Genomic DNA, 26,250 nt, shown 5'->3' with positions numbered 1-26,250 from the left:
AATCTTCGACAGTTCAAGAATTTTGGGGCTGCTACGCAACCCAGCGCGAGCAAGCTCGCTCGCCACACAAACGGTATGGATCAACCCGCGAATAGGTTTTTCATCGCCGCATACTGCAACAGCATGATGGTCTTGGCGTCGCAGATCTCGCCACGATAGAACGCCTCGAGGGCGTCGTCGAACGCCCACTCCAGCACTTCCAGCTCTTCGGTTTCCGCCTCCAGCCCGCCACCGTCGCTGACTTTCGACCTGGCGTCGTACTCGGCAATGAAGAAGTGCAGTTTTTCCGTCACCGAACCGGGGCTCATGTACGCCTCGAACACCTTCTGCACATGGTGCACGCGGTAACCCGTTTCCTCCTCCGCTTCATCACGGATGCGGTCTTCAGGCGCCGCGCCTTCCAGCAACCCCGCCGCCACTTCGATCAACAGCCCGTCGTGACCGTTGACGAACACCGGCAGGCGAAATTGCCGGGTCAGTACCACGGTTTTCCTTTCCCGGTTGTACAAGAGAATCGCCGCGCCGTTGCCACGGTCGTAGACCTCCCGCACCTGGCGTTGCCACTCGCCGTTGTTGCGTTGGTAATCGAAGGTGATTTTCTTCAGCAGGTACCAGTCGTGGGACAACACCTGGGACTCGAGGATGTTGACCCGCTCGGCTGTGTTCGACATGACAACGCGTCCTGTTATTTCTCAGAGAGTGCACATGTTAGGTGAAAACCTGCCTCTTCAAGCAAGCTGCGCCTTGTACTCCTTCTCGTATTGCCCGGCCAACGACTCTTTCTGTTTGTCGTCGAGCAGCTTGCCGGCCATCTGGAAGAACTTCTGCTCTTCTTCCTCGAGGTGGTGATGCACCGTCTCCGAGAGCTTCTTCGCGGTCACCAGCCAGGCCGGGCTGGACATTTCGGTGTCATCGAGCGCCTCCATCATTTCGTCCATTTCGTGGTGTTCGGCGATGCCATGACGGCTGAGGTCGACGCCGTTGTCGAACTTCATCAGCGGAATGTAGAAATGCCGCTCTTCGGCCGTGGCGTGAGCCTGCAATTCTGACTTGAGTTGCTTGTACGCCTCGACCCGCTCAGGCGTATCGCCGCTGGTACGGATCAGCGCCTTGGCATAGGTCCGTTGGCGTTCGTGGCTTTCGCGCAAGGCTTCAAAAATGTTCACGGGGCGTTGTCCTCATCAGCGGCGTCTGGAGTGACGCGTCTTAAGGAGTGACAGCTGTGCGTTGGCGACGGTTCAACTTTCCCGGGGATGGAACAATCACAGCAACCGGGATAGGCTGCGGCTTCACTGCCATAAGGATATAGCCATGAACCTGCGTATCGAACGCAAGCACAACCCCAGCACCGAAGAGCGCGAGGCGATCCTCGTGCCGTTGCGCGCCTACAACGCCTCGAAGTCTGCAAGCCCGCCACCGGAACATATCGCATTGCTGATACGCGACGACAACGACGAAATCGTCGGCGGCGTTTACGCCCGGTTGTTTTATCAGTGGTTGTTCATAGACTTGCTGGCGGTGCCGGAACAGGCCCGGGGACAAGGCATGGGCACCAGGTTGATGCAGATGGCCGAAGACCTTGCGCGCGAAAAGGAATGCGTCGGTCTGTGGCTGGAAACCTTCGAATTCCAGGCGCCGGAGTTCTACAAGAAATGCGGCTACAGCGAGATCGGGCACATTGCCGATTACCCGCCGGGGCACAAGCACTTCTTCTTCCAGAAGCGCCTGAGCTAAAAGATCGCAGCCTGCGGCAGCTCCTACAGGTTTCGCGCCCTCCGTAGGAGCTGCCGCAGGCTGCGATCTTTTGATCCTGATTTGCCTACAGGCAAGTCGCCAACGCCGCCAACCGGCGCTTGGCCACGAAATCATCCTTCTGTGCGTAGTAGCTCAACACCGTGCCCGAGGCATCGGTGGTCACGTCGACGAAGGACTCCGCCGAACGGGTATAAACGGTCGTGCCGCCCTTCTCGCCAGGCTCCAGATAGGCGGCGGCATCCACGCCGAACACAGCCTCGTCCTGCCAGGAAAACTGCACGCACTGGGCGACGTCCTTTCCCGGTTTATCCGAGTTCAGGGTCTTGTACGGGGCCTTGGTGCGGGCGTCGTTCATCGCCGAGCCGGCGCATCCGGCCAGCAACGTCACGGCCAGCGCCACCATCAGAATTCGCATTGCATTCACTCATCGGGAAAAAGCGGACTTTATCACCCCGGCAGCCCGTATCGTTCTGCTTTACTGCATTTATACCGCGACAGCGCCCATCGATTCGCGCACCCTGTCGCGCCAATAACGCCCCATCGCACCCCTGACTGGAAATCCGATGACACCTAATGCCGAGTTCTACAAACCGAGCACTGAATATGCCGACAAGCTGATCAGCCAGATCGGTCAGACGCCGTCCTGGATCGCCAAGCGAATCGGCGTCACCGACAAGCGGATTCGCTACATCCTCGACGGCGAAAGAACCGTCAAAGGCGAAACCACGCCGATCCAGATGACCTACACCGAGCAGTTTGCCCTCGAATGCCTGGCAGCAGCGGCCAAGGCTAGCAAGAAGCAACCCTCGTAATCCGTTCTCAAGGAGCGACCATGGAGGCAACCGAGCAGCAACATGAACAGGCACTGAAGCGGTTTCTCGACGAACGCCCCGAGTTGCGCCACGACCTCGACAACCTCAACCCGTTGCAGGCCCAGGCCAAGGGTGAAACCCCGGCGCAGTACCGTGACGAACGCTTGCACGAAGCCTTCGAAGCCGAGGCGGAACGCCAAGGATTGTTCGCCTGGGAGCTGACGCTGCAACTGACGGCTGCTACGGCCGAAGACTACGAAGCGCAGCGCCTGGAAGTGCACCGGGAAGTGGCGGAAATGGCCGGTATGGACTGGCTGGAGTATTGCGAGTTGAATGGGATAAAACCCTAAGCACCGTTCAAGGATGCCGTCGCCCATGCTGCCCAACACCGCCAGGACCCACGCCAGCCCCGGTCACTTGCACACGCAGAAATGGCGCGGTCGCATAGGCCTGAGCCTGGTGGCCATGCTCTCGGTACTCGCCGGCATGACCGACGCCATCGGCTTCATGGCCAGCGGCGACTTCGTCTCGTTCATGAGCGGCAATACCACCCGGATGGCTGTCGCCATCAGCACTGGCGACCTTGGCTTGACCCTGCGCCTGGTGATTCTCATCGCGACCTTCATCGTCGGCAACGCGCTGGGCATTATCGTCAGCCGCCTGGGTCGCCGTCGGGCCCTGCCGCTGCTGTTGTCCATCGCCACTCTGCTGTGCGCCGCCGCAGCCTGGCCTTATGACGCACAACTGCCGGCCCTGCTGGCGGCGATCATTGCAATGGGCATGCTCAACGCCGCGGTGGAAGAAGTGAACGGCCTGCCGGTAGGCCTGACTTACGTCACCGGTGCCCTGTCGCGCTTCGGCCGCGGGCTGGGCCGCTGGATGCTCGGCGAGCGCCGTAACGGGTGGCGCGTGCAACTGATTCCCTGGACCGGCATGTTCGCCGGCGCGGTACTCGGTGCCGTGCTGGAACATCACCTGGGACTCAAGGCGTTGTTTGCCAGTGGCCTGCTGGCTGCCGCGCTCGGGGTATTGTCGTTGAAGATCCCGCGGCGCTGGCAGTTGGGGTACATGCCGCGCTAACACCTCAATCCCCTGTAGGAGCTGCCGCAGGCTGCGATCTTTTGATCTTGTTTTTAAAAAATCAAAGTCAAAAGATCGCAGCCTGCGGCAGCTCCTACAGGGGGGTTGCGGGTATATGGCAGGTTACTTTCGCCGCCCCGCCGATAAAGCATTATCATGGCCGCAGTTTCGCTGATCGAGTCTGTCATGAAGTTCGCCATCGCCGTGTTTTCCGCCGCCCACGCGCCCTCCTCGCGCCGCGCCCTGCTGTTCGCCCAAGCGGCGCTGGCCGGCGGGCATGAGATTGTCCGGCTGTTTTTCTATCAGGACGGCGTCTACAACGCGTCCGCCAGCGTGGTCACGCCCCAGGATGAAGCGGACTTGCCCAAGCAATGGCGCGCCTTTGTCAGCGACCACCAACTCGATGGCGTGGTATGCATCGCTGCCGCCCTGCGTCGTGGAGTCTTGAATGAAGAAGAAGCCCGGCGCTATCAGCGCGAGGCCGTTGCCGTCGGTGCGCCGTGGGAATTATCCGGCCTCGGCCAATTGCATGACGCGGCGCAGGATGCCGACCGTCTGATCTGTTTCGGAGGCGCATGACATGGCCAAATCCATATTGATCATCAGCCGCCAGTCGCCATGGTCCGGCCCGGGCGCGCGCGAAGCGCTGGATATCGTGCTGGCCGGCGGTGCCTTCGATCTGCCGATTGGCCTGCTGTTTCTCGATGACGGCGTGTTCCAGCTCGCCACCAGCCAGAACGCCAAGGCCCTGCAACAGAAAGACCTGAGCGCCAACCTGCAAGCCCTGCCGCTGTTCGGTGTCGAGGAACTGTTTGCCTGTGGCTACAGCATCACCCAGCGCGGCCTCGACCCGAGCGGCCTGGCGCTGGAAGAAGCCCGGGTGTTGGCCGCCGACGAAATCACCGCCCTCATTGACCGTTACGACCAGGTGATCACCCTCTGATGTCGACTTTGCATGTGTTGTCTCACTCCCCGTTCGGTGACGAACGCCTGACCAGTTGCCTGCGCGTGATCGGTACCAACGACGGGTTGCTGCTGTCCGGTGATGCCGCCTATGCGTTGCAGCCAGGCACCGAACCGTTCACGGCACTCAGCACCCGTGGCCTGAAGCTGTTCGTCCTGGCCGAAGATGCCCAGGCCCGTGCGCTGGTGGTTCCGGACTGGGCCCGGGCGATCGATTACCCGGCCTTCGTCGAACTGTCGATTCACTATGACAAGGTCAACAGTTGGCTATGAATGCATTGACGGTCGGCGCTCGCGCCATCGAGCTGGACAAGGACGGTTTCCTGGTCGAACTGAATGACTGGTCTGCCGATGTGGCCAGTGCCCTGGCGGCGGCCGAAGACATCGAGCTGACGCCCGAACACTGGGAAGTCCTCGAACTGCTGCGTAGTTTCTACGCCGAGTTCCAACTGTCACCGGCCACCCGCCCGTTGATCAAGTACACCGCATTGAAACTCGGCCCGGAAAAAGGCAACAGCCTGCACCTGAACCGACTGTTCAAAGGCACCCCCGCCAAACTCGCCGCGAAGCTGGCGGGCCTGCCCAAACCGACGAATTGCTTATGACCGATTACCCAGCACTGACCCTCGAAACGCCCGCCGAGCACCCGTTCGCCCAGTTCGTACGGATCCTCGGCAAAGGCAAGCGCGGCGCCCGTGACCTGACCCGGGTCGAAGCCCGCGAGGCCATGGGCATGGTGCTCGATGAAAAGATCGAGGAAACCCAGCTCGGCGCATTCCTGATGCTGTTGCGGCACAAGGAAGAAAGCGCCGAGGAAATGGCCGGGTTCACCGAAGCCTTGCGCGAGCGCCTGAACCCTCCGGCGCTGGCGGTGGACCTGGACTGGCCGACCTACGCCGGCAAGAAGCGGCACTTGCCGTGGTACCTGTTGGCAGCCAAGTGCCTGGCGCAAAACGGCGTGCGGATTTTCATGCATGGCGGCGGCGCCCACACGGCCGGTCGCTTGTACAGCGAGCAACTGCTGGGTGAATTGAACATCCCGCTGTGCCGCAACTGGCAACAGGTGGGTTCGGCACTGGATAACGGCGGCCTGGCCTTCATGCCGCTGGTAGACTGGGCACCGCAGCTGCAACGGATGATCGACCTGCGCAACACCCTCGGTCTGCGCTCGCCGATCCACTCGCTGACGCGGATTCTCAATCCGCTGGGCGCCCGTTGCGGCCTGCAGAGCATTTTCCACCCCGGCTATCAGGCCGTGCATCGCGATGCCAGCGGCTTGCTTGGCGATACCGCGATTGTGATCAAGGGCGATGGCGGCGAGATCGAGATCAACCCGGACGCCGACAGCCATCTGTACGGCACCACTGGCGGCGAGAGTTGGGACGAGGAATGGCCGCAGTTGTCGGCGCAGCGTCACGTCAAACCCGCCTCGCTCGATCCCGAGCATTTGAAAGCGGTGTGGCGTGGCGAGGTGGTCGACAGCTACCCGCAAATGGCCCTGATCTCGACCATGGCCCTGGCCCTGCGTGGACTCGGTCAGAGCCGCGAACAGGCCTTTGAAACCGCCGAACAATACTGGGCCGCGCGCAACAAATCGATTTAACCGATCATTCGTGCCCGATCTTTGCGCTTTTTGTTCGAACCCATGGGAATAGACTCGACTCCAACGAATATTGGCTTCTGGAGTCTTGAACATGGGTTTGTTAGTCGATGGCCGCTGGCAGGACAAGTGGTACGAAAGCAGCAAGGACGGCGCGTTCCAGCGTGAACAGGCGCAGCGTCGGCACTGGCTGACCGCAGATGGCAAGCCGGGGCCGACCGGCGTCGGCGGTTTTGCGGCAGAACCCGGTCGCTATCACCTGTACGTATCCCTGGCCTGTCCATGGGCCCATCGCACCCTGATCCTGCGCAAACTCAAAGGCCTCGAAAGCCTGATCGACGTTTCGGTGGTCAGTTGGCTGATGCTGGAAAACGGCTGGACCTTCGACAAAACCCTCGGCTCCACCGGCGACAAGCTCGATCACTTCGACTTCATGCACCAGCGCTACACCGCCGATACCGCTGACTACACCGGCCGCGTCACCGTGCCGGTGCTGTGGGACCAACAGCAAAAGCGCATCGTCAACAATGAATCATCGGAAATCATCCGCATGTTCAATGGTGCCTTCGACGACCTGACCGGTAACGACCTGGACTTCTATCCGACGCCGCTGCGCGGTGAGATCGATGCGTTGAACGAGCGGATTTATCCGGCGGTGAACAATGGCGTGTACCGCGCCGGGTTTGCCACGTCGCAACAGGCTTATGAACAAGCCTTCGACGAGGTGTTTGCCGAACTGGACCGCCTGGAGCTGCTGCTGGGCGCCAACCGCTATCTGGCTGGCGAATACCTGACCGAAGCGGACATCCGCCTGTTCACCACGCTGATGCGATTCGATGCGGTGTACTACGGGCACTTCAAGTGCAATCTGCGGCGGATTGCGGATTATCCGAACCTGTCGAACTGGCTGCGGGAGATTTATCAGTGGCCGGGGATTGCCGAGACGGTGGATTTTGAACACATCAAGAATCACTACTATGCCAGTCACCGCACCATCAACCCGACGGGTGTGGTGCCCAAGGGGCCGGCGCAGGACTTTACCGTGGCCCATGATCGGGAGCGGTTGAGTGGGAAAGGGGTTTGGCGCAAGGCCTGAGTCTGAGCTGAGTTTTGCGGTGGATGTGAGGGCCTCTTCGCGAGCAAGCCCGCTCCCACAGGGGATTTGTGTCGTTCACGAATCCAATGTGGGAGCGGGCTTGCTCGCGAATGGGGGCAACTCGGTCTCTAGACCTGCCCCTGAGCCCCTTCAAACCACGCCAGCTTCTCGCGCAGTTGCACCACTTCACCCACGATCACCAGCGTCGGCGCATGCACTTCATGCTCCGCCACCAATCGTGGCAAGTCGGCCAGGGTTCCGGTAAACACCCGCTGATTGACCGTGGTGCCCTGCTGGATCAACGCCGCCGGGGTATCAGCACCGCGACCGTGCTTGATCAGCTGCTCGCAGATGATCGGCAAGCCCACCAGGCCCATGTAGAACACCAGCGTCTGTGCCGGCGCGACCAGATCGGCCCACGGCAAATCGGTTGAGCCGTCCTTCAGGTGCCCGGTGACAAAGCGTACCGATTGCGCGTAATCGCGGTGGGTCAGCGGAATCCCGGCATAGGCCGCGCAACCACTGGCCGCCGTGATCCCCGGCACGACCTGGAACGGGATGCCATGGGCCGCCAGTTCTTCGATCTCTTCACCGCCACGACCGAAGATGAACGGATCTCCGCCCTTCAGTCGCACCACACGCTTGCCCTGTTTGGCCAGGTCCACCAATTGCTGGTTGATCTGATCCTGCGGCACCGCGTGATCGGCACGGCGCTTGCCAACGTAAACCCGCTCGGCGTCGCGGCGGCACAGTTCGAGAATCGCCGGCGCCACCAGACGGTCGTACAGCACCACGTCCGCTTGCTGCATCAGACGCAGTGCCTTGAACGTCAGCAGATCGGGATCACCTGGCCCTGCGCCCACCAGATAGACCTCACCGGTCGCCACCGGAGCTTCACCATCGATTTTCGCCTGGAGCAAACGCTCGGCTTCAGCGCCCTGCCCGGCCAGTTGCCGATCGGCAACCGGGCCCTGGAAAACATCTTCCCAGAATGCCCGACGCTGCTGCACATCCGGAAACAGGCCTTTGACCTGATGACGGAAACGCGCCGCCAGACCGGCCAGTTGACCGTAGGTGGAAGGAATCCAGGTTTCGATCTTGGCGCGGATCAAGCGTGCCAGCACCGGCGCATCGCCACCGCTGGACACGGCAATGATCAGCGGCGAGCGGTCGACGATGGCCGGGAAGATCACGCTGCACAGGGCCGGCGCGTCCACCACGTTGACCGGCACGCAACGCCGATGGGCATCGGCGGAGACTTGTGCGTTCAGCGCTTCGTCGTCGGTGGCGGCAATGATCAGCCCGCAACCGTCCAGATCCGCTTCGGCGTAGCCACGCAACAGGCACTCGCCACCGCTGCCGGCAACCAGTTCGCGCAGTTGTGCTTCGATTTCAGGTGCAACCACCCGCAGCTGCGCACCGGCATCGGCCAGCAGGCGGGATTTGCGCAAGGCAATTTCCCCCCCACCGACGACCAACACACGACTGCCGCGAAGGTTGTGAAACAGCGGCAGATATTTCATTTAACCGATGACCTCAAGACCACCCATGTACGGCTTGAGGACTTCAGGTACACGGATCGAACCGTCGGCCTGCTGATAGTTCTCCAGCACCGCCACCAAGGTGCGACCCACTGCCAGGCCGGAGCCGTTCAGGGTGTGTACCAGTTCCGGCTTGCCGGTTTCCGGGTTGCGGAAGCGCGCCTGCATGCGGCGGGCCTGGAAGTCGCCACAGTTGGAGCACGACGAGATTTCGCGGTACTTGTCCTGGCTCGGGATCCATACTTCCAGGTCGTAGGTCTTGACCGCGCTGAAGCCCATGTCGCCGGTGCACAGCGCCAGGGTGCGGTAAGGCAGTTCCAGCAGTTGCAGGACTTTCTCGGCGTTGGCGGTCAGGCCTTCCAGCGCTTCCATCGATTTCGACGGCTCGACGATCTGCACCATTTCAACCTTGTCGAACTGGTGCTGACGGATCATGCCGCGGGTGTCACGACCCGATGCGCCGGCTTCACTGCGAAAGCACGGCGTGTGGGCGACGAACTTGATCGGCAGCAGTTTCGAATCGACGATTTCGCCGGCGACGATGTTGGTCAGCGACACTTCGGCAGTCGGGATCAGGTACAGGTCGGCCTCGCCTTCGCGGGCGATCTTGAACAGGTCTTCTTCGAACTTCGGCAGTTGGCCGGTGCCTTGCAACGCCGGAGCCTGGACCAGGTAAGGCGTGTAGGCCTCTTCGTAGCCGTGCTCGGTGACGTGCAGGTTGATCATGAACTGCGCCAGGGCGCGGTGCAGACGGGCGATCGGGCCACGCAGCAGGGCGAAACGGGCACCGGACAGCTTGGCCGCGGTTTCGAAGTCCAGCCAGCCGAACTTTTCGCCCAGGGCCACGTGGTCCTGAACCGGGAAATCGAAGGCAGTCGGCGTGCCCCAACGGCGCACTTCGACGTTGCCGTCTTCGTCTTCGCCAACCGGCACGGATTCGTGCGGCAGGTTGGGAATGCCCAGCAGGATCGAGTCCAGTTCGGTCTGGATCGCGTCCAGTTCGACTTTACCGGCGCTCAATTCGCCCGCCATGCGCTCGACGTCCGCCATCAGCGGCGCGATGTCTTCGCCGCGCTGCTTGGCCTGACCGATGGATTTGGAACGCGCGTTACGCTCAGCCTGCAGTGCTTCGGTGCGGGTCTGGACGGTCTTGCGCTGTTCTTCCAGCGCTTCGATGCGCGCAACATCCAGCACAAAGCCACGGGATGCCAGGCGGTCCGCTACGTCCTGAAGGTTGCTACGTAACAGTTTGGAATCGAGCATGTCGGTTTCTCGTTTATCAAAGTTTGGTCAAGGACAGGCCGGCCCAGGTGGCAAGCAGCCCGCCGAATACGCTGAGTGCCGCATAGCCCAGGGCCAGCGGCACTTGCCCGCTTTCCAGCAGGCGCACCGTATCCAGTGAAAAGGATGAAAAAGTCGTCAGCCCCCCGAGGAAGCCGACCATCAACCCGGCGCGCACCTCGATGGGCACCTCCGGGCGTATCAAAAACAGACCGTATAGAACGCCGATCAGCAAACAGCCCACGATATTAACGGCCAGCGTCGCGGTATAGAAGTGCCGCGGCCAATTCGCGTTGATCCAGTTACCCGTGGCAAAGCGCAACAGCGTGCCGGCCATCCCGCCGACGGAAACCGCAACGATCAAGGGAAGCACTATTTTCTCCGCTGCCGGGGGCTTAAACGGTCGAGTTTTGCCAGGTGGTTGAGTTTTTCGCCGATCTTCAACTCCAGGCCACGGGGCACGGGCTGATAGAACGGAATAGGGTCGAGTTCTTCGGGGAAATAGTCTTCCCCGGCAGCGTAGGCATCCGGTTCGTCGTGGGCATAACGGTATTCGTCGCCGTAGCCCAATTGTTTCATAAGCTTGGTCGGCGCGTTGCGCAGGTGCAGCGGCACCTCCAGCGAGCCGTGTTCGGCGGCGGCGCGCAATGCGGTCTTGAAGCCCATGTACACCGCGTTGCTTTTTGGCGCGCAGGCCAGATAGGTGATGGCCTGGGCCACCGCCAGTTCGCCTTCGGGGCTGCCGAGACGCTCCTGCACTTCCCAGGCCGCCAGGCACAGGCTCAGGGCGCGCGGGTCGGCGTTGCCGATGTCTTCGCTGGCCATGCGCACCACGCGCCGGGCCAGGTACAGCGGGTCGCAACCGCCGTCGATCATGCGCGCGAACCAGTACAGCGCGCCGTCGGGGTTGGAGCCGCGCACCGATTTGTGCAGCGCGGATATCTGGTCGTAGAACGCTTCGCCTCCCTTGTCGAAGCGTCGACGGGTGTCGCCGAGCAGGCTTTGCAGGAGCTCGGTACCGATCTCGCTGTTGTCTTCGGCCAGGTCCGAGGCGTTTTCCAGCAGGTTGAGCAGGCGTCGACCATCGCCGTCCGCGGCCGACAGCAGCATCTGGAAGCCTTCATCGCTGAGGGTCAGGTTGCGCCTGCCCAGGCCCCGCTCTTCGGTCAGCGCGCGCTGCACCAGTTTGCGCAGGGCCGCTTCGTCGAGGCTCTTGAGCACGTAGACGCGGGCGCGGGACAGCAAGGCGTTGTTGAGTTCGAACGAAGGGTTTTCCGTGGTCGCGCCGATGAAAATCAGCGTACCGTCTTCAACATAAGGCAGGAACGCGTCCTGCTGGGACTTGTTGAAACGGTGCACTTCGTCGACGAACAGAATGGTGCGGCGGCCGTACTGCGCGGCCTGCTGCTTGGCGATTTCCACCGCCTGACGGATCTCCTTGACCCCGGCCAGCACCGCCGAGACCGTTTCGAAGTGTGCATCCGAGACTTCCGCGAGCAATCGCGCCAGGGTGGTTTTGCCCACGCCTGGCGGCCCCCAGAAAATCATCGAATGCAGGGCACCCTGCTCCAGCGCTTCGCGCAAGGGCTTGCCGCGAGCGAGCACGTGTTCCTGACCGACGTACTCGTCCAGATTGGCCGCGCGCAGGCGGGCGGCCAGGGGCTGGGCGATGGGGGTGCTGCGAAACAGGTCCATGGCTATCTACAAAACCTCACTGGTTCTCTATCCCCCTGTAGGAGCGAGCCTGCTCGCGATGGACGTTAACGATAACGCTGGCAGCCTGACACCCAGCGGTGTCCTTGAGTCCATCGCGAGCAGGCTCGCTCCTACAGAGGTACTGCGTTTTATTCCTGGATCACGTCCGCCCCTTTAGGGATGTCGAACTTGAACTTGGACGCCGGGATCGGCTCGTTGGCCTTCACCCCGGTGAACAGGATATTGGTGCGCTGGCCGACACTGTCGATCAGCTGCATGTCGTTGACCAGACCATTGCGGAACGACAGGCGCAGGCTGTCGAACAGGGTGTCCTTGGTCTTCGGCTTCAAGGTGAAGTCAATCACGCCGCCGGCTTCCTTGGCGCTGATGTCGAAGCTCTGGCTGATTTTGGACACGTCACCGGACAGCAGCAAGGCTGGCGTCTGGGTCAGGCGCTGGTCGAGGTTCTTGATGGTGGCCTGTTCCAGGTCCGGGTCCCACAGGGTGACCTTCTTGCCATCGGACACCATGGTCTGTTCGGCCGGTGCATCGGTGTGCCAGTAGAACAGGCCCGGACGCTGCAGGGACATGTCACCGGCGGTTTCCTGCAACTGGGTGCCGGCGCCATCAAGGGTCAGTTGCGAGAAACGCGCAGTCAGGGTCTGGGATTTTTCCAGCAGTTGGGTCAGGCGTGCCACATCCTTGTCATCGGCGTTAGCCTGGAGCGTGGTCAAAGCCAGTACCGGCAGCAACAGCATGCGGATCAGACGCATGGGAGTCCTCATAACATTCGTGGGAGTGCGAGCGGCGCCAAAGGGCGCCACCCTTTCATATTCGGGTCAGTCGCGCACCGGGCCCGGGGCCAGGACTTCACGCGAACCGTTGGTGTTCATGGACGTCACGACCCCGGCCATTTCCATGGCTTCGATCATGCGCGCGGCGCGGTTGTAGCCGATCTTGAGCTTGCGCTGAACCGCGGAAATGGAGGCACGACGGCTTTCCAGCACGAACTGCACCGCTTCGTCGTACAGCGCGTCGGCCTCGGGATCATCACCGTCGCCGCCCCCGCTGCTGCCTTCGAAGCCGCTGCCCGCCTCTTCGACGCCATTGAGGATGTCGTCGTTGTATTCCGGCGCGCCCCGCAGCTTCCAGGCCTCCACCACGCGGTGAACCTCATCGTCGGACACGAAGGCACCGTGAACACGAATCGGCAGACTGGTGCCCGGCGGCATGTACAGCATGTCACCGTGGCCCAGCAGTTGTTCGGCACCGCCCTGGTCGATGATGGTCCGCGAGTCGATCTTGCTCGATACCTGGAACGCCATGCGGGTCGGGATGTTGGCCTTGATCAGACCGGTGATCACATCCACCGACGGACGCTGGGTCGCGAGGATCAAGTGGATACCGGCCGCACGCGCCTTCTGGGCGATACGCGCGATCAGTTCTTCAACCTTCTTGCCGACGATCATCATCATGTCGGCGAATTCGTCGACCACCACCACAATGGTCGGCAGCTTTTGCAGGAGCGGCGCTTCGTCGTGGATGCTTTCGCGCTTGTACAGCGGATCGCTCAACGGCTCGCCGGCGTCCTGGGCTTCCTTGACCTTGGCGTTGAAGCCCGACAGGTTGCGCACGCCCATCTTGGCCATCAGCTTGTAGCGTCGCTCCATCTCGGCAACGCTCCAGCGCAGGGCATTGGCGGCGTCCTTCATGTCGGTGACCACCGGGCACAGCAGATGCGGAATGCCCTCGTAGATCGACAGTTCCAACATTTTCGGGTCGATCATGATCAGCTTGGCGTCTTCCGGGCCGGACTTGAACAGGATCGACAGGATCATCGCGTTCACGCCCACCGACTTACCGGAACCGGTGGTACCGGCCACCAGCAGGTGCGGCATCTTCGCCAGGTCGGTGATGACCGGTTTGCCGCCGATGTCGTGACCCAGGGCCAGGGTGACCGGGGATTTGAAGTTGTCGTACTCGGGGGTCGACAACACCTCGGAGAAACGCACGATCTGCCGGTCTTCGTTGGGAATCTCGATACCGACCGTGGTCTTGCCCGGAATCACTTCCACCACGCGCACGCTGGTCACGGCCAGGGAGCGGGCCAGGTCTTTGGCCAGGTTGGCGATGCGGCTGACCTTGACGCCGGCGGCGGGCTGGATTTCGTATCGGGTAATCACCGGACCCGGGTGGATCGAGTCCACGGTCACTTCGACGCCGAACTCCTTGAGCTTGATTTCCAGCAGGTGGCCGACCGCCGCCAGGGATTCGGGCGAATAATTGAGCTGTTTCTTTTCCGCGGGATCGAGAATCGAGATCGGCGGCAAGGTGCCTTCAACGGCGCTGTCGACGAACAGTGGCGCCTGTTTCTCTTTTTCCACGCGTTTGCTCGGTGCGGCCGGTTTTGGCGGCGCGGGTGCAATGACCGGCGGCACCTGCTTCTCACGCTCGGACATGTGCTTGCTCAGGGCCTGCTCACGCTCGATCAACCGCTCCTTGACCTTGGCCTGCTCGCGCTTGTCGGTGACGGTCGGCGCAACCACTTCATCCATACGGTCATCGACTTCACGCAACTGGGCGACCAGCTGTTTGCGTTCGGTACGGGCCGCCCACCAGCGATTGGCCGCGCCCTGGAACAGTTCGAACAGGTCGAGGGTGATCTTGCCGGTGATGTCCATCACCTTGAACCACGACAGGTCGGTAAACACCGTCAGGCCGAACAGGAACAACGCGATGAACAGCAGCGTACTGCCCTGGATATTCAGGGCGTTCCTCGCCAGTTCGCCGAGGCTTTCCCCCAGCGCACCGCCCGCACCGGCCGGCAGACCGGTCGCGGCATGGAAATGGATATGGGCCAGCGCGGCACCCGACAGCACCAGGAACACCAGGCCGATCAGGCGCCAGGAGAACAGCCAGCCGCTCCACTGCCACGGTTCGTGACGCTGGCGGAAGATCTGGTACGCCTTGACCGCCAACAGCAACGGGAAGATGTAGGCGAAGTAACCCAGCACCATGAACAGGATGTCGGCGCTGTAGGAGCCCGCGGGCCCGCCGAAATTCTGCACGTCGTCGATCTTGCTGTTATGGCTCCAGCCCGGATCATCCTTGCCATAGGTCAGCAAGGCCATCATCAGGAACAGGCACAGGGCACCGATGGCGATCAGCGCACCTTCCTTGAGTCGGTAGTGCAAGTGCTGGCGCCAGAGCGGAACGACGGCTGGTTTAGGTGCTGCGGTGGATTTCTTCAAAACGCTACTTTTCCTGCGCCAATGGCGCGTCCATCTGTTGAAAGTCTAAAAAACTGCCCAATCCAGGCAGGTAAAAAAGTTAACACACGTAACCGGGACTACTTTTAACACTGCGCCCCGGTTTTTATAAACACGGTGCGCACTGAATATATGTAACACGCAGGGCATTGTACGGGTTTGTACGCACGACGCCATGCTTGAGACCCTTGGGTGTAGCATAGTCAACAGCACATGACATGCTATTCAATTTGAGCATGCATTGTCTTTTGTGACAAAGGCTTATGAGGTGTTTTTATGAGCGAAGCGAAGCATTCCCGCTTGATCATCCTGGGCTCCGGCCCTGCCGGTTACAGCGCAGCCGTTTATGCCGCCCGCGCCAACCTCAAGCCCGTTGTCATTACCGGCATACAGGCAGGTGGCCAGCTCACCACCACCGTCGAAGTCGATAACTGGCCAGGCGACGTCGAAGGCCTGACCGGCCCCGTGCTGATGGAGCGCATGCAAAAACACGCCGAGCGCTTTGCCACCGAGATCGTTTACGACCACATCCATACCGCCAAGTTGCAACAACGGCCATTCGAGCTGATCGGCGATGGCGGCACCTACACCTGCGACGCCCTGATCATTGCCACCGGCGCCTCCGCGCAATACCTGGGCCTGCCGTCGGAGGAAGCCTTTGCCGGCAAAGGGGTGTCGGCGTGCGCGACCTGTGACGGGTTCTTCTATCGCAACCAGGTGGTCGCGGTGGTCGGCGGCGGCAATACGGCGGTCGAAGAAGCACTCTACCTGTCGAACATCGCCAGGGAAGTGCACCTGATCCATCGACGCGACAAACTGCGCTCGGAGAAAATCCTCCAGGACAAACTCTTCGAAAAAGCCGCCAACGGCAATATCCGCCTGCATTGGAACCAGAACCTGGACGAAGTGCTCGGCGATGCCAGTGGCGTGACCGGTGCCCGCCTGCGGGACAGCCAAACGGGTGAAACCACAGAGCTGCCGCTGGCCGGGGTGTTTATCGCCATCGGCCACAAACCCAACACCGACCTGTTCATCGGGCAACTGGAAATGCGCGACGGCTATCTGCTGGTCAAGGGCGGCAGCGAAGGCGATGCTACCGCCACGGCGATTGCAGGTGTGTTTGCCGCCGGGGATGTGGCCGACCATGTTTATCGCCAGGCCGTTACGTCTGCCGGGGCCGGTTGCATGGCGGCGCTGGACGCCGAAAAATACCTCGACGACATTCCTGCCGTTTGAAGGCAAACTTTATGGCGGGCCAATGCCCGCCACTGCCCTCCCCTTCTGCAAGCCCGGATGCCATGCTGACTTGGTTACAACGCAACACCTTGCATTTCCCACCGCTGGAAAAGGCCATGCGCGACCCCAACGGGCTGCTGGCTGCCGGTGGCGACCTGTCCGCCGATCGGCTGATCTCGGCTTATCGCCATGGCTGCTTCCCATGGTTTTCCGAAGGCCAGCCGATTCTCTGGTGGTCGCCGGACCCGCGCACGGTTCTGTTTCCCGACGAATTGCACGTCTCGCGCAGCCTGAGCAAACTGCTGCGCCAGCAACGCTATCAAGTGACCTTCGATCAAGACTTCGCCGCCGTCATTCGCGCCTGTGCGGCTCCCCGGGATTACGCCGACGGCACCTGGATCACCGAAGCGATGCAAGAGGCCTACATTGAACTGCACAGGCGTGGTCACGCGCACTCGGTGGAAGTGTGGGACGGGGACGAACTGGTCGGCGGCCTGTATGGCTTGGCGATGGGGCAGTTATTTTTTGGCGAATCGATGTTCAGCCGCGCTGACAACGCCTCTAAATTCGGCTTTGCCACCCTGGTCCGGCATCTGAAAGACTCGGGTTTTGTACTGATCGATTGCCAGATGCCCACCGATCACCTGCATAGTTTGGGAGCCCGGGCGATTCCGCGTCGCGAATTTGCCGCTTATCTGGCCCGGCATCTGGACCAACCCAACCATGCCACCTGGGTTTGCTGAGCGACTTTCTCCCGTGTGGCTTACACTTATTCAAAAGCATTATCCCGAGGGTTGATCATGACCGAGTTGGCGCGTTTGAAGTTCTATGCCACTCAGCCGCACTCTTGCAGTTATCTGCCCGATGAGCAGGCCACAACCCTGTTCCTCGACCCTAGCCAGCCCATGGATGTGCATGTCTATGCAGACCTGTCGGAGATGGGGTTCCGTCGCAGTGGCGATCATCTCTACCGGCCGCATTGCCAGAATTGCAATGCCTGCGTTCCAGCGCGCATTCCCGTGGGGCCGTTCACGCCCAACCGGCAACAGAAACGCATCTTCAAGCGCAACACGGACTTGCAGGTGCGTCCGGCCAAGCCCTGCTTCAACGAAGAGTACTTCGAGCTTTACCAGCGCTACATCGAACAGCGTCACGCCGATGGCGACATGTACCCGCCCAGTCGCGACCAGTTTTCGACCTTCCTGGTGCGGGATCTGCCGTTTTCACGGTTTTATGAGTTCCGCCTGAACGGCCAACTGTTGGCCGTCGCCGTCACCGATTTGCTGCCGAACGGTCTTTCGGCGGTCTACACCTTCTACGAACCATCCGAAGAGCGTCGCAGCCTTGGGCGCTATGCAATCCTCTGGCAAATCGCCGAGGCCCGGCGACTGGGACTAGAGGCGGTCTACCTCGGCTACTGGATCAAAAACTGCAAAAAAATGAATTACAAGACTCAATATCGCCCCATTGAGTTGCTGATTAATCAGCGCTGGGTGGTTCTAAACTAGAGCCGGCCCTAAACCCCTTGGCTTAAACCCCACTTTTCGGGCACAATGCACGCCGCTTTTGCCTGGCGCAGTTGCACCGGGCCATTCATTGGACACCGAGGGCTTTACTGCATGTCGAAAGAAGACAGCTTCGAAATGGAAGGCACTGTCGTCGACACCCTGCCCAACACCATGTTTCGTGTGGAGTTGGAAAATGGGCACGTCGTAACCGCGCACATCTCCGGCAAGATGCGCAAGAACTACATCCGTATTCTTACCGGCGACAAAGTGCGCGTAGAGCTGACTCCCTATGACTTGAGCAAAGGGCGCATCACTTACCGCGCCCGCTAATCTGGTCAATACAAGACGCCCGGCTTATGCCGGGCGTTTTTGTTTGTGCGGGATTTGCTCGCCACCGATCCCTGTAGGAGCTGCCGAAGGCTGCGATCTTTTGACTTTGATTTTTTAAAACAAGATCAAAAGATCGCAGCCTTCGGCAGCTCCTACAGGGATAACAAAAAGGCGCCTTTCGGCGCCTTTTTGCTTTGTTGCGATTTAACGTCAGGCCATCTCGGCCGTGGTCTCGAACTCGAAGGTCAGCTCGCCATCCTTGATATCGATGTGCACCACACCGCCATGTTCGGCCAGTTCGCCAAAGAGAATCTCCTCCGCCAGTGGACGCTTGATCTTGTCCTGGATCAGGCGAGCCATTGGGCGAGCACCCATCGCCGCGTCGTAGCCACCCTCGGCCAGCCAGCTGCGGGCCGCATCGGTGACTTCCAGCAACACTCGCTTGTCTTCCAGCTGCGCCTGAAGCTCGGTAAGGAACTTGTCCACCACGCTCTTGATGACCTCATGGCTGAGGCGACCAAACTGGATAATGGTGTCCAGACGGTTGCGGAATTCCGGCGTGAAGCTCTTCTTGATCACTTCCATCGCATCGGACGAGTGGTCCTGGAAGGTGAAACCGATCGAAGCACGAGCCGCTGTCTCGGCACCGGCGTTGGTCGTCATGATGACGATCACGTTACGGAAATCCGCCTTGCGCCCGTTGTTATCGGTCAAGGTACCGTGGTCCATGACCTGCAGCAGCAGGTTGAAGACTTCCGGATGCGCTTTCTCGATTTCATCGAGCAACAGCACGCAGTGTGGTTGCTTGGTGATGGCTTCGGTCAGCAGACCGCCCTGATCGAACCCGACATAGCCCGGAGGCGCACCGATCAGACGCGATACGGTGTGGCGCTCCATGTACTCGGACATGTCGAAGCGAATCAGCTCGACACCCAGCGCCTTGGCCAACTGACGCGCCGCTTCGGTTTTACCGACACCGGTAGGTCCTGCGAACAGGAACGAACCGACAGGCTTGTCAGGGGACTTGAGGCCGGCACGGGACAACTTGATCGCGGTTGCCAGCGAGTCGATCGCGGCATCCTGACCAAATACGGTCAACTTCAGGTCGCGCTCGAGGTTACGCAGCAATTCCTTGTCGGAGCTGGTGACGTGTTTTGGCGGAATCCGCGCGATTTTCGCGACGATGTCTTCGACCTGAGGCACTTCGATGCGCTTAACACGCATCTCGACCGGTTGCAGGCGCTGGTAGGCACCCGCTTCGTCGATAACGTCGATCGCCTTGTCCGGCATGTGACGATCGTTGATGTAACGCGAAGCCAGTTCGGCAGCCGCGCGCAGGGCTTCATCGCTGTATTCGATATTGTGATGGCTTTCGAAACGCCCCTTCAGGCCGCGCAGAATGCCAATGGTGTCTTCCACCGAAGGCTCCGACACATCGACCTTCTGGAAACGCCGGGCCAAGGCACGGTCCTTCTCGAAGATGCCGCGGAATTCCTGGAAGGTGGTCGATCCGATGCAACGGATATCACCCGAGGACAGCAGCGGCTTGAGCAGGTTCGAGGCGTCCATGACACCACCGGACGCAGCACCCGCACCAATGATGGTGTGGATCTCGTCGATGAACAGGATCGCCTGCGGCCGCTTCTTCAGCTCATTGAGCAACGCCTTGAAGCGCTTCTCGAAATCGCCACGGTACTTGGTACCGGCCAGCAAGGCACCCAGGTCGAGGGAGTAAACCACGCTGTTGGCCAGCAGGTCCGGCACCTGGTTGTCGACAATGCGCTTGGCCAGGCCTTCGGCAATCGCGGTTTTACCCACGCCCGCCTCGCCCACCAGCAGCGGGTTGTTCTTGCGCCGACGCGCCAGGATCTGTGCGACACGCTCGACTTCCAGCTCACGCCCCACCAACGGATCGATACGACCCTGGCGCGCGAGTTCGTTGAGGTTGCTGGCATAAGCATCCAGGGGATTGCCCGAGGAAGAAGACTCACCGCCCTCGTCGTCCTGCATATCTTGCTCACCTTCAGAGTGATCGCCATGCCCCGGCACCTTGGAAATGCCATGGGCGATGTAGTTGACGACATCTATGCGGGCAACGCTCTGCTGTTTCAGCAGGAACACTGCCTGACTCTCTTGCTCACTGAAGATCGCGACCAGCACGTTGGCACCAGTCACTTCGCGTTTGCCCGAGCTCTGTACGTGAAACACAGCACGTTGCAGGACACGCTGGAAGCCCAGGGTTGGCTGGGTTTCGCGATCCTCGTCATGCACGGGGATCAATGGCGTGGTGGAGTCGATGAACTCCTGCAGGTCATGCTTGAGTTTGTCGAGGTTTGCGCCGCACGCACGCAAAACGGTGGCGGCAGCCTCATTGTCCAATAGGGCCAGCAGGAGGTGTTCGACGGTCATGAACTCATGACGCTTCGAACGGGCTTCCTTGAAGGCAAGATTGAGGGTGACTTCGAGCTCGCGGTTTAACATAGCTTCACCTCATACCCAAGTGGTCGGCGATTAACCGTCCTTCTCGATTTCACAGAGTAGCGGATGCTGGCTTTCCCTGGCGTACTGGTTGACCTGCATGGCCTTGGTCTCCGCGATGTCGCGGGTAAACACTCCACATACTGCCCGCCCTTCTGTATGGACGGCCAGCATGACCTTGGTCGCCAGCTCGCGATTCAGGTTAAAAAACACCTCGAGCACTTCGACGACGAAATCCATCGGTGTGTAGTCATCATTGAACAAAACCACCTTGTACATCGGCGGCGCCTGTAGAGCAGGCTTTGCCTCCTGAACAGCAATGCCTGCGGAATCGTCGTCGTGTAAATCAGGGCGATCCTGATTGAATGTTAGTCGAATCTGGCTGATTGCATGCATGGAAAGAAAGGTTCGTCAGTTGTTCAAATACAGTGGTGGGGGCGGCTATCAGCGATTTCAACTCCGACTGCCGGTCAGCTTGACTATCGGCAAAAGGGTGTTACAACCAATAGAGCCCACAGTGGGTAAAAAAGGTCCGCGGAGTCAAACTTATTTACAGGTTCGACTGCGGATGTAGTGGATGATACTCCAGTGATGGAGTCTGTTGCAGAGGGAGTTGGGTATGGCAGTCGGCAAGGTGAAGTGGTTCAACAACGCCAAGGGTTACGGTTTCATCAACGAGGAAGGCAAGACAGAAGATCTGTTTGCCCACTACTCGGCCATTAAAATGGAAGGTTATAAAACCCTGAAAGCCGGGCAAGCTGTCGTATTCGACATCATCCAGGGCCCCAAAGGTCTTCACGCGGTCAACATCGGCAACCCGGTGGATGCCTCGAAAACCGCGACACAGTCACCTGAGCAGACCGTTTCGGTTTAATATCGCCGCGTCATCCAGTCATAAAAAAACCGCCTGACTCAACTTCTTGAATCAGGCGGTTTTTGTGTGCCTGCGTTTTCTTACATGTGCGAGATCAGCGCATCACCGAAACCGGAAGACGACACCAGTTTCGCCCCTTCCATCAGACGCTCGAAATCATAGGTCACGGTCTTGGCGGAAATCGCGCCATTGGTGCCCTTGATGATCAGGTCGGCCGCTTCGGTCCAGCCCATGTGGCGCAGCATCATTTCAGCGGAGAGGATCAGCGAACCCGGGTTGACCTGGTCCTTGCCGGCGTACTTCGGCGCCGTACCGTGGGTGGCTTCGAACATGGCCACGGTGTCGGACAGGTTGGCCCCCGGTGCGATACCGATACCGCCCACTTCCGCCGCCAGGGCGTCGGAGAGGTAGTCACCGTTCAGGTTCAGGGTCGCGATCACATCGTACTCGGCCGGGCGCAGCAGGATCTGCTGGAGCATGGCGTCGGCGATGGCATCCTTGACGATGACGTTCTTGCCGGTTTTCGGGTTCTTGAACTGCATCCACGGACCGCCGTCGAGCAGGGTCGCGCCGAATTCTTCAGCCGCCACTTCGTAGGCCCATTCCTTGAAGGCACCTTCGGTGAACTTCATGATGTTGCCTTTGTGCACGATGGTCAGCGAATCGCGATCGTTGTCGACCACATATTGCAGGGCCTTGCGCGCCAGACGCTTGGTGCCTTGCAGCGAAACCGGCTTGACACCGATACCGCAGTTCTCGTCGAAACGGATCTTGGTGACGCCCATTTCTTCCTTGAGGAACTTGATGACCTTGGTGGCTTCCGGCGTACCGGCCTTCCACTCGATGCCGGCGTAGATGTCCTCGGAGTTCTCGCGGAAGATGGTCATGTCGACGTCACCCGGCTTCTTGACCGGGCTAGGCACGCCTTCGAACCAGCGCACCGGACGCAGGCAGACGTACAGGTCGAGTTGCTGACGCAGGGCCACGTTCAGCGAACGGATGCCGCCACCGACCGGGGTGGTCAGCGGGCCCTTGATGGAAACCACGTAATCCTTGACCGCGTCCAGGGTCTCCTGAGGCAGCCAGGTGTCCTGATCGTAGACCTGAGTCGCTTTTTCCCCGGCGTACACTTCCATCCAGGAAATCTTGCGCTCGCCACCATAAGCCTTCTTAACAGCAGCATCGACAACCTTGATCATGACCGGGCTGATGTCGACGCCAATGCCGTCGCCTTCGATGAAGGGGATGATCGGGTTATTAGGAACATTGAGAGAATGGTCTGCATTGACGGTGATTTTGTCGCCGACGGCTGGAACCTGAATCTTCTTGTAACCCATGCTGAACTCCATTGATTGGATTGAACATCTGGCTTGGTTCGAGCGTAACCCAGTTGAATCGGCGCGCAAACCCTATGTTCTATCCATATGCCGCAAAGCCGCACAACCAGCAGCCTACAAGCCTGAAAGCAAAGGGAAAAACGCCAAACTCAAGCACGACGAATGACCTTACGCTCTCCTCGCCCCTGCGACCTTTAGACCAATGGACGACATTCGTTGCGTATGAACCATCGGCAGATTGCCAGCTACCTATGTATAATGCCGCCGCTGACTAAAGGGTCACGACGGACTGAGCAGCTCTACGATGAGTGTTTACGCCCGATTAGCCGGTCTGTTACCGCAGCCCGACTGCATGACGCCCTACTGATGCACCCAACATCACAGCAACGAAACCTCGATATTCGGCTCATGGATGACTTTGAACGAACGCGCTTACCCGGCGCCCTCGAGTTTCTGCGCACGCTTTAGCAAAGAAGAGAGAGTTAATCCGAATATGCCCACCCGCTCGAAGATCATCTATACCTTCACCGACGAAGCTCCTGCCCTCGCCACCTATTCACTGTTGCCTATCGTAGAGGCGTTCACCGCCTCGGCTGATATCGCCGTTGAAACCCGCGATATCTCTCTTGCAGGGCGCATCCTGGCCAGCTTCCCCGAGCAACTGGGTGACAAAGCCGTAGCCGACCACCTCGCCGAACTGGGCGCCCTGGCCGTTACGCCTGAAGCCAACATCATCAAGCTGCCGAACATCAGTGCTTCGGTCCCACAACTGCAAGCCGCGATCAAAGAGCTGCAAGCCCAGGGCTACAACCTGCCGGACTACCCGGAAACCGTGACCTGCGACGCCGACAAAGAAGCCAAGGCGCGCTACGACAAGGTCAAGGGCAGCGCCGTGAACCCGGTTCTGCGTGAAGGCAACTCCGACCGCCGCGCCCCGCTTTCGGTCAAGAACTACGCGCGCAAGCACCCGCACAAAATGGGCGCCTGGGCCAAGGACTCCAAGTCCCACGTTGCACACATGAGCACCGGCGATTTCTACGGCAGCGAAAAAGCCGCCCTGATCGACGCCGCTGACGCCGTGAAAATCGAACTGATCGCTCAAGACGGCAGCGCCACCGTCCTGAAAGAAAAGACCAGCGTACAAGCCGGTGAGATCCTCGATTGCGCGGTCATGAGCAAAAACGCCCTGCGCAGCTTCATCGCCGCTGAAATCGAAGACGCCAAGGCACAAGGCGTGCTGCTGTCGGTTCACCTGAAAGCCACCATGATGAAGGTCTCCGACCCGATCATGTTCGGCCAGATCGTTGCCGAGTTCTATAAAGACGCACTGGCCAAGCACGCTGACGTGCTGGCACAGATCGGCTTCAACCTGAACAACGGCATCGGCGACCTGTACGCTCGCATCAAGGCCCTGCCTGCTGAACAGCAAGCGGCCATCGAAGCTGACATCCAGGCGGTCTACGCCGCTCGCCCTTCTCTGGCGATGGTCAACTCCGACAAAGGCATCACCAACCTGCACGTGCCGAGCGACGTCATCGTCGACGCCTCGATGCCGGCGATGATCCGTGACTCCGGCAAGATGTGGGGCACCGACGGCCAGCTGCACGACACCAAGGCCGTGATCCCGGATCGTTGCTACGCCACCATCTACCAGGCCGTGATCGAAGATTGCAAAGCCAACGGCGCATTCGACCCGACCACCATGGGCAGCGTGCCGAACGTTGGCCTGATGGCGAAGAAAGCCGAAGAGTACGGCTCCCACGACAAGACCTTCCAGATCAAGGCTGACGGCGTTGTTCGCGTCACCGACAGCAAGGGCAACCTGCTGCTGGAGCAGTCGGTCGAAGCCGGCGACATCTTCCGCATGTGCCAGACCAAAGATGCACCGATCCAGGACTGGGTCAAACTGGCGGTCAACCGTGCTCGCGCCAGCAGCACGCCGGCGATTTTCTGGCTGGACCCAATGCGCGCCCACGACGGCGTGGTGATCGAGAAAGTTCAGGCTTACCTGAAGGATCACGACACCACCGGCCTGGACATCCAGATCATGTCGCCTGTCGACGCCATGAAGTACACACTGCAGCGCACCCGCGAAGGCAAGGACACCATCTCGGTGACCGGCAACGTACTGCGCGACTACCTGACCGACCTGTTCCCGATCATGGAACTGGGCACCAGCGCCAAGATGCTGTCGATCGTGCCGCTGATGAACGGCGGTGGCCTGTTCGAAACCGGCGCCGGCGGTTCGGCGCCGAAGCACGTTCAGCAGTTGCTGGAAGAGAACTTCCTGCGCTGGGATTCGCTGGGTGAATTCCTGGCCCTGGCCGCGTCCCTGGAACACCTGGGCGTGACCTACAACAACTCTAAGGCGCTGGTACTGGCCAAGACCCTGGACCAGGCCACCGGCCAGTTCCTGGACAACAACAAGTCGCCATCGCGCAAAGTCGGCAACATCGACAACCGCGGCAGCCACTTCTACCTGGCGCTGTACTGGGCTCAAGCCCTGGCCGCTCAGACCGAAGACACTGCACTGCAAGCGCAGTTCGCGACCCTGGCCAAAACCCTGACCGAGAACGAGGCGACTATCGTTGCCGAACTCAACGCCGTTCAGGGCAAGCCAGTGGACATCGGCGGTTACTACCACGCCGACGCCGAGCTGATCAGCAAGGCCATGCGCCCAAGCGCAACCTTCAACGCAGCGGTTGCAGCGTTGGTTTAAGGTTGTAAGGAAGCACCACCAACCCCGGCCATGTGCCGGGGTTTGTGTTTTCTGGCCGTCACACAATTTACCGGTGACACACGGACCAATGTGAGAGCGGGCTTGCTCGCGAAAGCGGTTTATCATTCAACACCTTCATTGACTGACCCACCGCTTTCGCGAGCAAGCCTGCTCCCACAGGGACCGCATTTCAACTTCGAGGAGATCTCATGGACTGGAAACCCCACATCACCGTCGCCACCATCGTCGAAGACAACGGCCGCTTCCTGATGGTCGAAGAACTCAAGCACGGTCGCGTGGTGCTCAACCAGCCCGCCGGGCATCTCGATCCGAACGAAACCCTGACCGACGCCGCCGTTCGCGAAACCCTCGAGGAAACCGGCTGGGACGTCGAACCGACCGGCGTACTGGGCATTTACCTCTACACCGCCCCGAGCAACGGCGTGACTTACCAGCGAGTGTGCTTCATTGCCAAAGCGCTGAAACACCACCCCGATTATCAACTGGACGACGGCATCGTCGGCGCCAAGTGGTTGACCCGCGACGAATTAATGGCACAACGCGACAACTGGCGCAGCGAGCTGATCATGCGCTGCATCGACGATTATCTGGCAGGCATTCACTTCAGCCTTGAATTGATCCGTCCTTCTCTTTAGCCATGCAGGCTCCGGCCTGT

General features: G+C 60.2%; 30 protein-coding genes. 18 read left to right on the top strand and 12 right to left on the bottom strand.

Annotated elements, in window-relative coordinates:
- Positions 1–80: 80 nt before the first annotated feature.
- Both KW846_RS16760 and KW846_RS16755 read right to left on the bottom strand, forming a co-directional pair.
- Positions 81–671 carry an NUDIX domain-containing protein gene (locus KW846_RS16760; protein ID WP_218483539.1) on the bottom strand — a complete coding sequence of 197 codons (591 nt, stop codon included), beginning with the start codon at positions 669–671 and terminating at the stop codon, positions 81–83.
- 57 nt (positions 672–728) lie between these two features.
- Positions 729–1,166, bottom strand: a complete 438-nt coding sequence (locus tag KW846_RS16755; RefSeq protein ID WP_218483537.1) for a hemerythrin domain-containing protein — start codon at positions 1,164–1,166, stop codon at positions 729–731.
- Positions 1,167–1,311: 145 nt separating this feature from the next.
- Between KW846_RS16755 and KW846_RS16750 the strand changes: the two genes are divergently transcribed.
- Positions 1,312–1,734, top strand: coding sequence for a GNAT family N-acetyltransferase (locus tag KW846_RS16750; RefSeq protein WP_218479021.1), 423 nt, complete (start codon positions 1,312–1,314; stop codon positions 1,732–1,734).
- An 85-nt stretch (positions 1,735–1,819) separates the two neighbouring features.
- Here KW846_RS16750 and KW846_RS16745 read toward each other — a convergent pair whose 3' ends face one another.
- On the bottom strand, positions 1,820–2,170 hold the full coding sequence (locus KW846_RS16745) for a hypothetical protein (protein WP_218483534.1): 351 nt from the start codon (positions 2,168–2,170) through the stop codon (positions 1,820–1,822).
- 148 nt (positions 2,171–2,318) lie between these two features.
- Here KW846_RS16745 and KW846_RS16740 point away from each other — a divergent pair, with 148 nt between their 5' ends.
- From KW846_RS16740 to KW846_RS16700, 9 genes are all read left to right on the top strand, one after another.
- On the top strand, positions 2,319–2,567 hold the full coding sequence (locus KW846_RS16740) for a hypothetical protein (RefSeq protein WP_057714184.1): 249 nt from the start codon (positions 2,319–2,321) through the stop codon (positions 2,565–2,567).
- A 20-nt stretch (positions 2,568–2,587) separates the two neighbouring features.
- Positions 2,588–2,917, top strand: coding sequence for a DUF6388 family protein (locus KW846_RS16735; RefSeq protein WP_218483532.1), 330 nt, complete (start codon positions 2,588–2,590; stop codon positions 2,915–2,917).
- A 25-nt stretch (positions 2,918–2,942) separates the two neighbouring features.
- The gene (locus tag KW846_RS16730) at positions 2,943–3,647 is read left to right on the top strand and encodes a YoaK family protein (RefSeq protein ID WP_218483530.1); all 705 of its coding nucleotides are present in this window, start codon (positions 2,943–2,945) and stop codon (positions 3,645–3,647) included.
- A gap of 186 nt (positions 3,648–3,833) precedes the next feature.
- On the top strand, positions 3,834–4,226 hold the full coding sequence (gene tusD / locus KW846_RS16725; protein ID WP_007977064.1) for a sulfurtransferase complex subunit TusD: 393 nt from the start codon (positions 3,834–3,836) through the stop codon (positions 4,224–4,226).
- Between the two features lies 1 nt (position 4,227).
- Positions 4,228–4,590, top strand: coding sequence for a sulfurtransferase complex subunit TusC (gene tusC / locus KW846_RS16720; RefSeq protein ID WP_218483528.1), 363 nt, complete (start codon positions 4,228–4,230; stop codon positions 4,588–4,590).
- A complete protein-coding gene (tusB, locus tag KW846_RS16715; protein WP_218483526.1) occupies positions 4,590–4,883 on the top strand; it encodes a sulfurtransferase complex subunit TusB in 294 nt (97 codons plus the stop codon). The genes tusC and tusB overlap by 1 nt, the downstream gene beginning before the upstream one ends.
- Positions 4,880–5,215, top strand: a complete 336-nt coding sequence (locus KW846_RS16710) for a TusE/DsrC/DsvC family sulfur relay protein (protein ID WP_015094405.1) — start codon at positions 4,880–4,882, stop codon at positions 5,213–5,215. The genes tusB and KW846_RS16710 overlap by 4 nt, the downstream gene beginning before the upstream one ends.
- On the top strand, positions 5,212–6,213 hold the full coding sequence (locus KW846_RS16705; RefSeq protein ID WP_218483524.1) for a glycosyl transferase family protein: 1,002 nt from the start codon (positions 5,212–5,214) through the stop codon (positions 6,211–6,213). Before KW846_RS16710 ends, KW846_RS16705 begins: the two co-directional genes overlap by 4 nt.
- Before the next feature lie 91 nt (positions 6,214–6,304).
- A complete protein-coding gene (locus KW846_RS16700; protein ID WP_218483522.1) occupies positions 6,305–7,306 on the top strand; it encodes a glutathione S-transferase family protein in 1,002 nt (333 codons plus the stop codon).
- Between the two features lie 128 nt (positions 7,307–7,434).
- Here KW846_RS16700 and cysG read toward each other — a convergent pair whose 3' ends face one another.
- The 6 genes from cysG to KW846_RS16670 all read right to left on the bottom strand — a co-directional run bounded on the left by cysG (position 7,435) and on the right by KW846_RS16670 (position 15,074).
- Positions 7,435–8,829 carry a siroheme synthase CysG gene (gene cysG, locus KW846_RS16695; protein WP_095966489.1) on the bottom strand — a complete coding sequence of 465 codons (1,395 nt, stop codon included), beginning with the start codon at positions 8,827–8,829 and terminating at the stop codon, positions 7,435–7,437.
- On the bottom strand, positions 8,830–10,110 hold the full coding sequence (gene serS, locus KW846_RS16690) for a serine--tRNA ligase (protein ID WP_015094401.1): 1,281 nt from the start codon (positions 10,108–10,110) through the stop codon (positions 8,830–8,832).
- 16 nt (positions 10,111–10,126) lie between these two features.
- Positions 10,127–10,501, bottom strand: a complete 375-nt coding sequence (gene crcB, locus KW846_RS16685; RefSeq protein ID WP_008049383.1) for a fluoride efflux transporter CrcB — start codon at positions 10,499–10,501, stop codon at positions 10,127–10,129.
- The gene (locus tag KW846_RS16680) at positions 10,501–11,823 is read right to left on the bottom strand and encodes a replication-associated recombination protein A (RefSeq protein WP_218483520.1); all 1,323 of its coding nucleotides are present in this window, start codon (positions 11,821–11,823) and stop codon (positions 10,501–10,503) included. The genes crcB and KW846_RS16680 overlap by 1 nt, the downstream gene beginning before the upstream one ends.
- A gap of 149 nt (positions 11,824–11,972) precedes the next feature.
- On the bottom strand, positions 11,973–12,596 hold the full coding sequence (gene lolA / locus KW846_RS16675) for an outer membrane lipoprotein chaperone LolA (protein ID WP_218483518.1): 624 nt from the start codon (positions 12,594–12,596) through the stop codon (positions 11,973–11,975).
- A 66-nt stretch (positions 12,597–12,662) separates the two neighbouring features.
- Complete coding sequence (locus KW846_RS16670; RefSeq protein WP_015094398.1) at positions 12,663–15,074, bottom strand: DNA translocase FtsK; 2,412 nt, start codon at positions 15,072–15,074, stop codon at positions 12,663–12,665.
- A 294-nt stretch (positions 15,075–15,368) separates the two neighbouring features.
- On the opposite strand from KW846_RS16670, the gene trxB reads away from it, so the two are divergent.
- From trxB to infA, 4 genes are all read left to right on the top strand, one after another.
- Positions 15,369–16,328 carry a thioredoxin-disulfide reductase gene (trxB, locus tag KW846_RS16665; protein ID WP_007972075.1) on the top strand — a complete coding sequence of 320 codons (960 nt, stop codon included), beginning with the start codon at positions 15,369–15,371 and terminating at the stop codon, positions 16,326–16,328.
- Between the two features lie 62 nt (positions 16,329–16,390).
- Positions 16,391–17,071, top strand: coding sequence for a leucyl/phenylalanyl-tRNA--protein transferase (gene aat / locus KW846_RS16660; RefSeq protein WP_218483516.1), 681 nt, complete (start codon positions 16,391–16,393; stop codon positions 17,069–17,071).
- A gap of 57 nt (positions 17,072–17,128) precedes the next feature.
- On the top strand, positions 17,129–17,836 hold the full coding sequence (locus KW846_RS16655; RefSeq protein ID WP_218483514.1) for an arginyltransferase: 708 nt from the start codon (positions 17,129–17,131) through the stop codon (positions 17,834–17,836).
- Between the two features lie 111 nt (positions 17,837–17,947).
- Positions 17,948–18,166: a translation initiation factor IF-1 gene (gene infA, locus KW846_RS16650; protein ID WP_002553999.1), complete on the top strand. Its 219-nt coding sequence runs from the start codon at positions 17,948–17,950 to the stop codon at positions 18,164–18,166.
- Between the two features lie 210 nt (positions 18,167–18,376).
- Here infA and clpA read toward each other — a convergent pair whose 3' ends face one another.
- On the bottom strand, positions 18,377–20,647 hold the full coding sequence (gene clpA, locus KW846_RS16645) for an ATP-dependent Clp protease ATP-binding subunit ClpA (RefSeq protein ID WP_007972069.1): 2,271 nt from the start codon (positions 20,645–20,647) through the stop codon (positions 18,377–18,379).
- Between the two features lie 30 nt (positions 20,648–20,677).
- Positions 20,678–21,040, bottom strand: a complete 363-nt coding sequence (clpS, locus tag KW846_RS16640; RefSeq protein ID WP_015094394.1) for an ATP-dependent Clp protease adapter ClpS — start codon at positions 21,038–21,040, stop codon at positions 20,678–20,680.
- Positions 21,041–21,263: 223 nt separating this feature from the next.
- Here clpS and cspD point away from each other — a divergent pair, with 223 nt between their 5' ends.
- A complete protein-coding gene (cspD, locus tag KW846_RS16635) occupies positions 21,264–21,518 on the top strand; it encodes a cold shock domain-containing protein CspD (RefSeq protein WP_116581359.1) in 255 nt (84 codons plus the stop codon).
- Positions 21,519–21,598: 80 nt separating this feature from the next.
- On the opposite strand, the gene icd is transcribed toward cspD, so the two are convergent.
- Positions 21,599–22,855, bottom strand: coding sequence for an NADP-dependent isocitrate dehydrogenase (gene icd / locus KW846_RS16630; RefSeq protein ID WP_007972065.1), 1,257 nt, complete (start codon positions 22,853–22,855; stop codon positions 21,599–21,601).
- Here icd and KW846_RS16625 point away from each other — a divergent pair.
- From KW846_RS16625 to KW846_RS16615, 3 genes are all read left to right on the top strand, one after another.
- On the top strand, positions 22,854–23,021 hold the full coding sequence (locus KW846_RS16625) for a hypothetical protein (RefSeq protein ID WP_162831814.1): 168 nt from the start codon (positions 22,854–22,856) through the stop codon (positions 23,019–23,021). The genes icd and KW846_RS16625 overlap by 2 nt on opposite strands.
- Positions 23,022–23,348: 327 nt before the next feature.
- Entirely contained in the window at positions 23,349–25,574 is a 2,226-nt protein-coding gene (locus KW846_RS16620) for an NADP-dependent isocitrate dehydrogenase (RefSeq protein WP_218483512.1), read from the top strand.
- Between the two features lie 209 nt (positions 25,575–25,783).
- Positions 25,784–26,230 carry an NUDIX hydrolase gene (locus tag KW846_RS16615; protein ID WP_218483510.1) on the top strand — a complete coding sequence of 149 codons (447 nt, stop codon included), beginning with the start codon at positions 25,784–25,786 and terminating at the stop codon, positions 26,228–26,230.
- The last annotated feature ends 20 nt before the right edge of the window (positions 26,231–26,250 follow it).

It is taken from the genome of Pseudomonas sp. PDM32, assembly GCF_019219225.1.
Classification (GTDB): domain Bacteria; phylum Pseudomonadota; class Gammaproteobacteria; order Pseudomonadales; family Pseudomonadaceae; genus Aquipseudomonas; species Aquipseudomonas laurylsulfatiphila.
The sequence above is the reverse complement of the archived record's forward strand: the minus strand, read 5'-3'. Positions and strand labels throughout refer to the sequence as shown.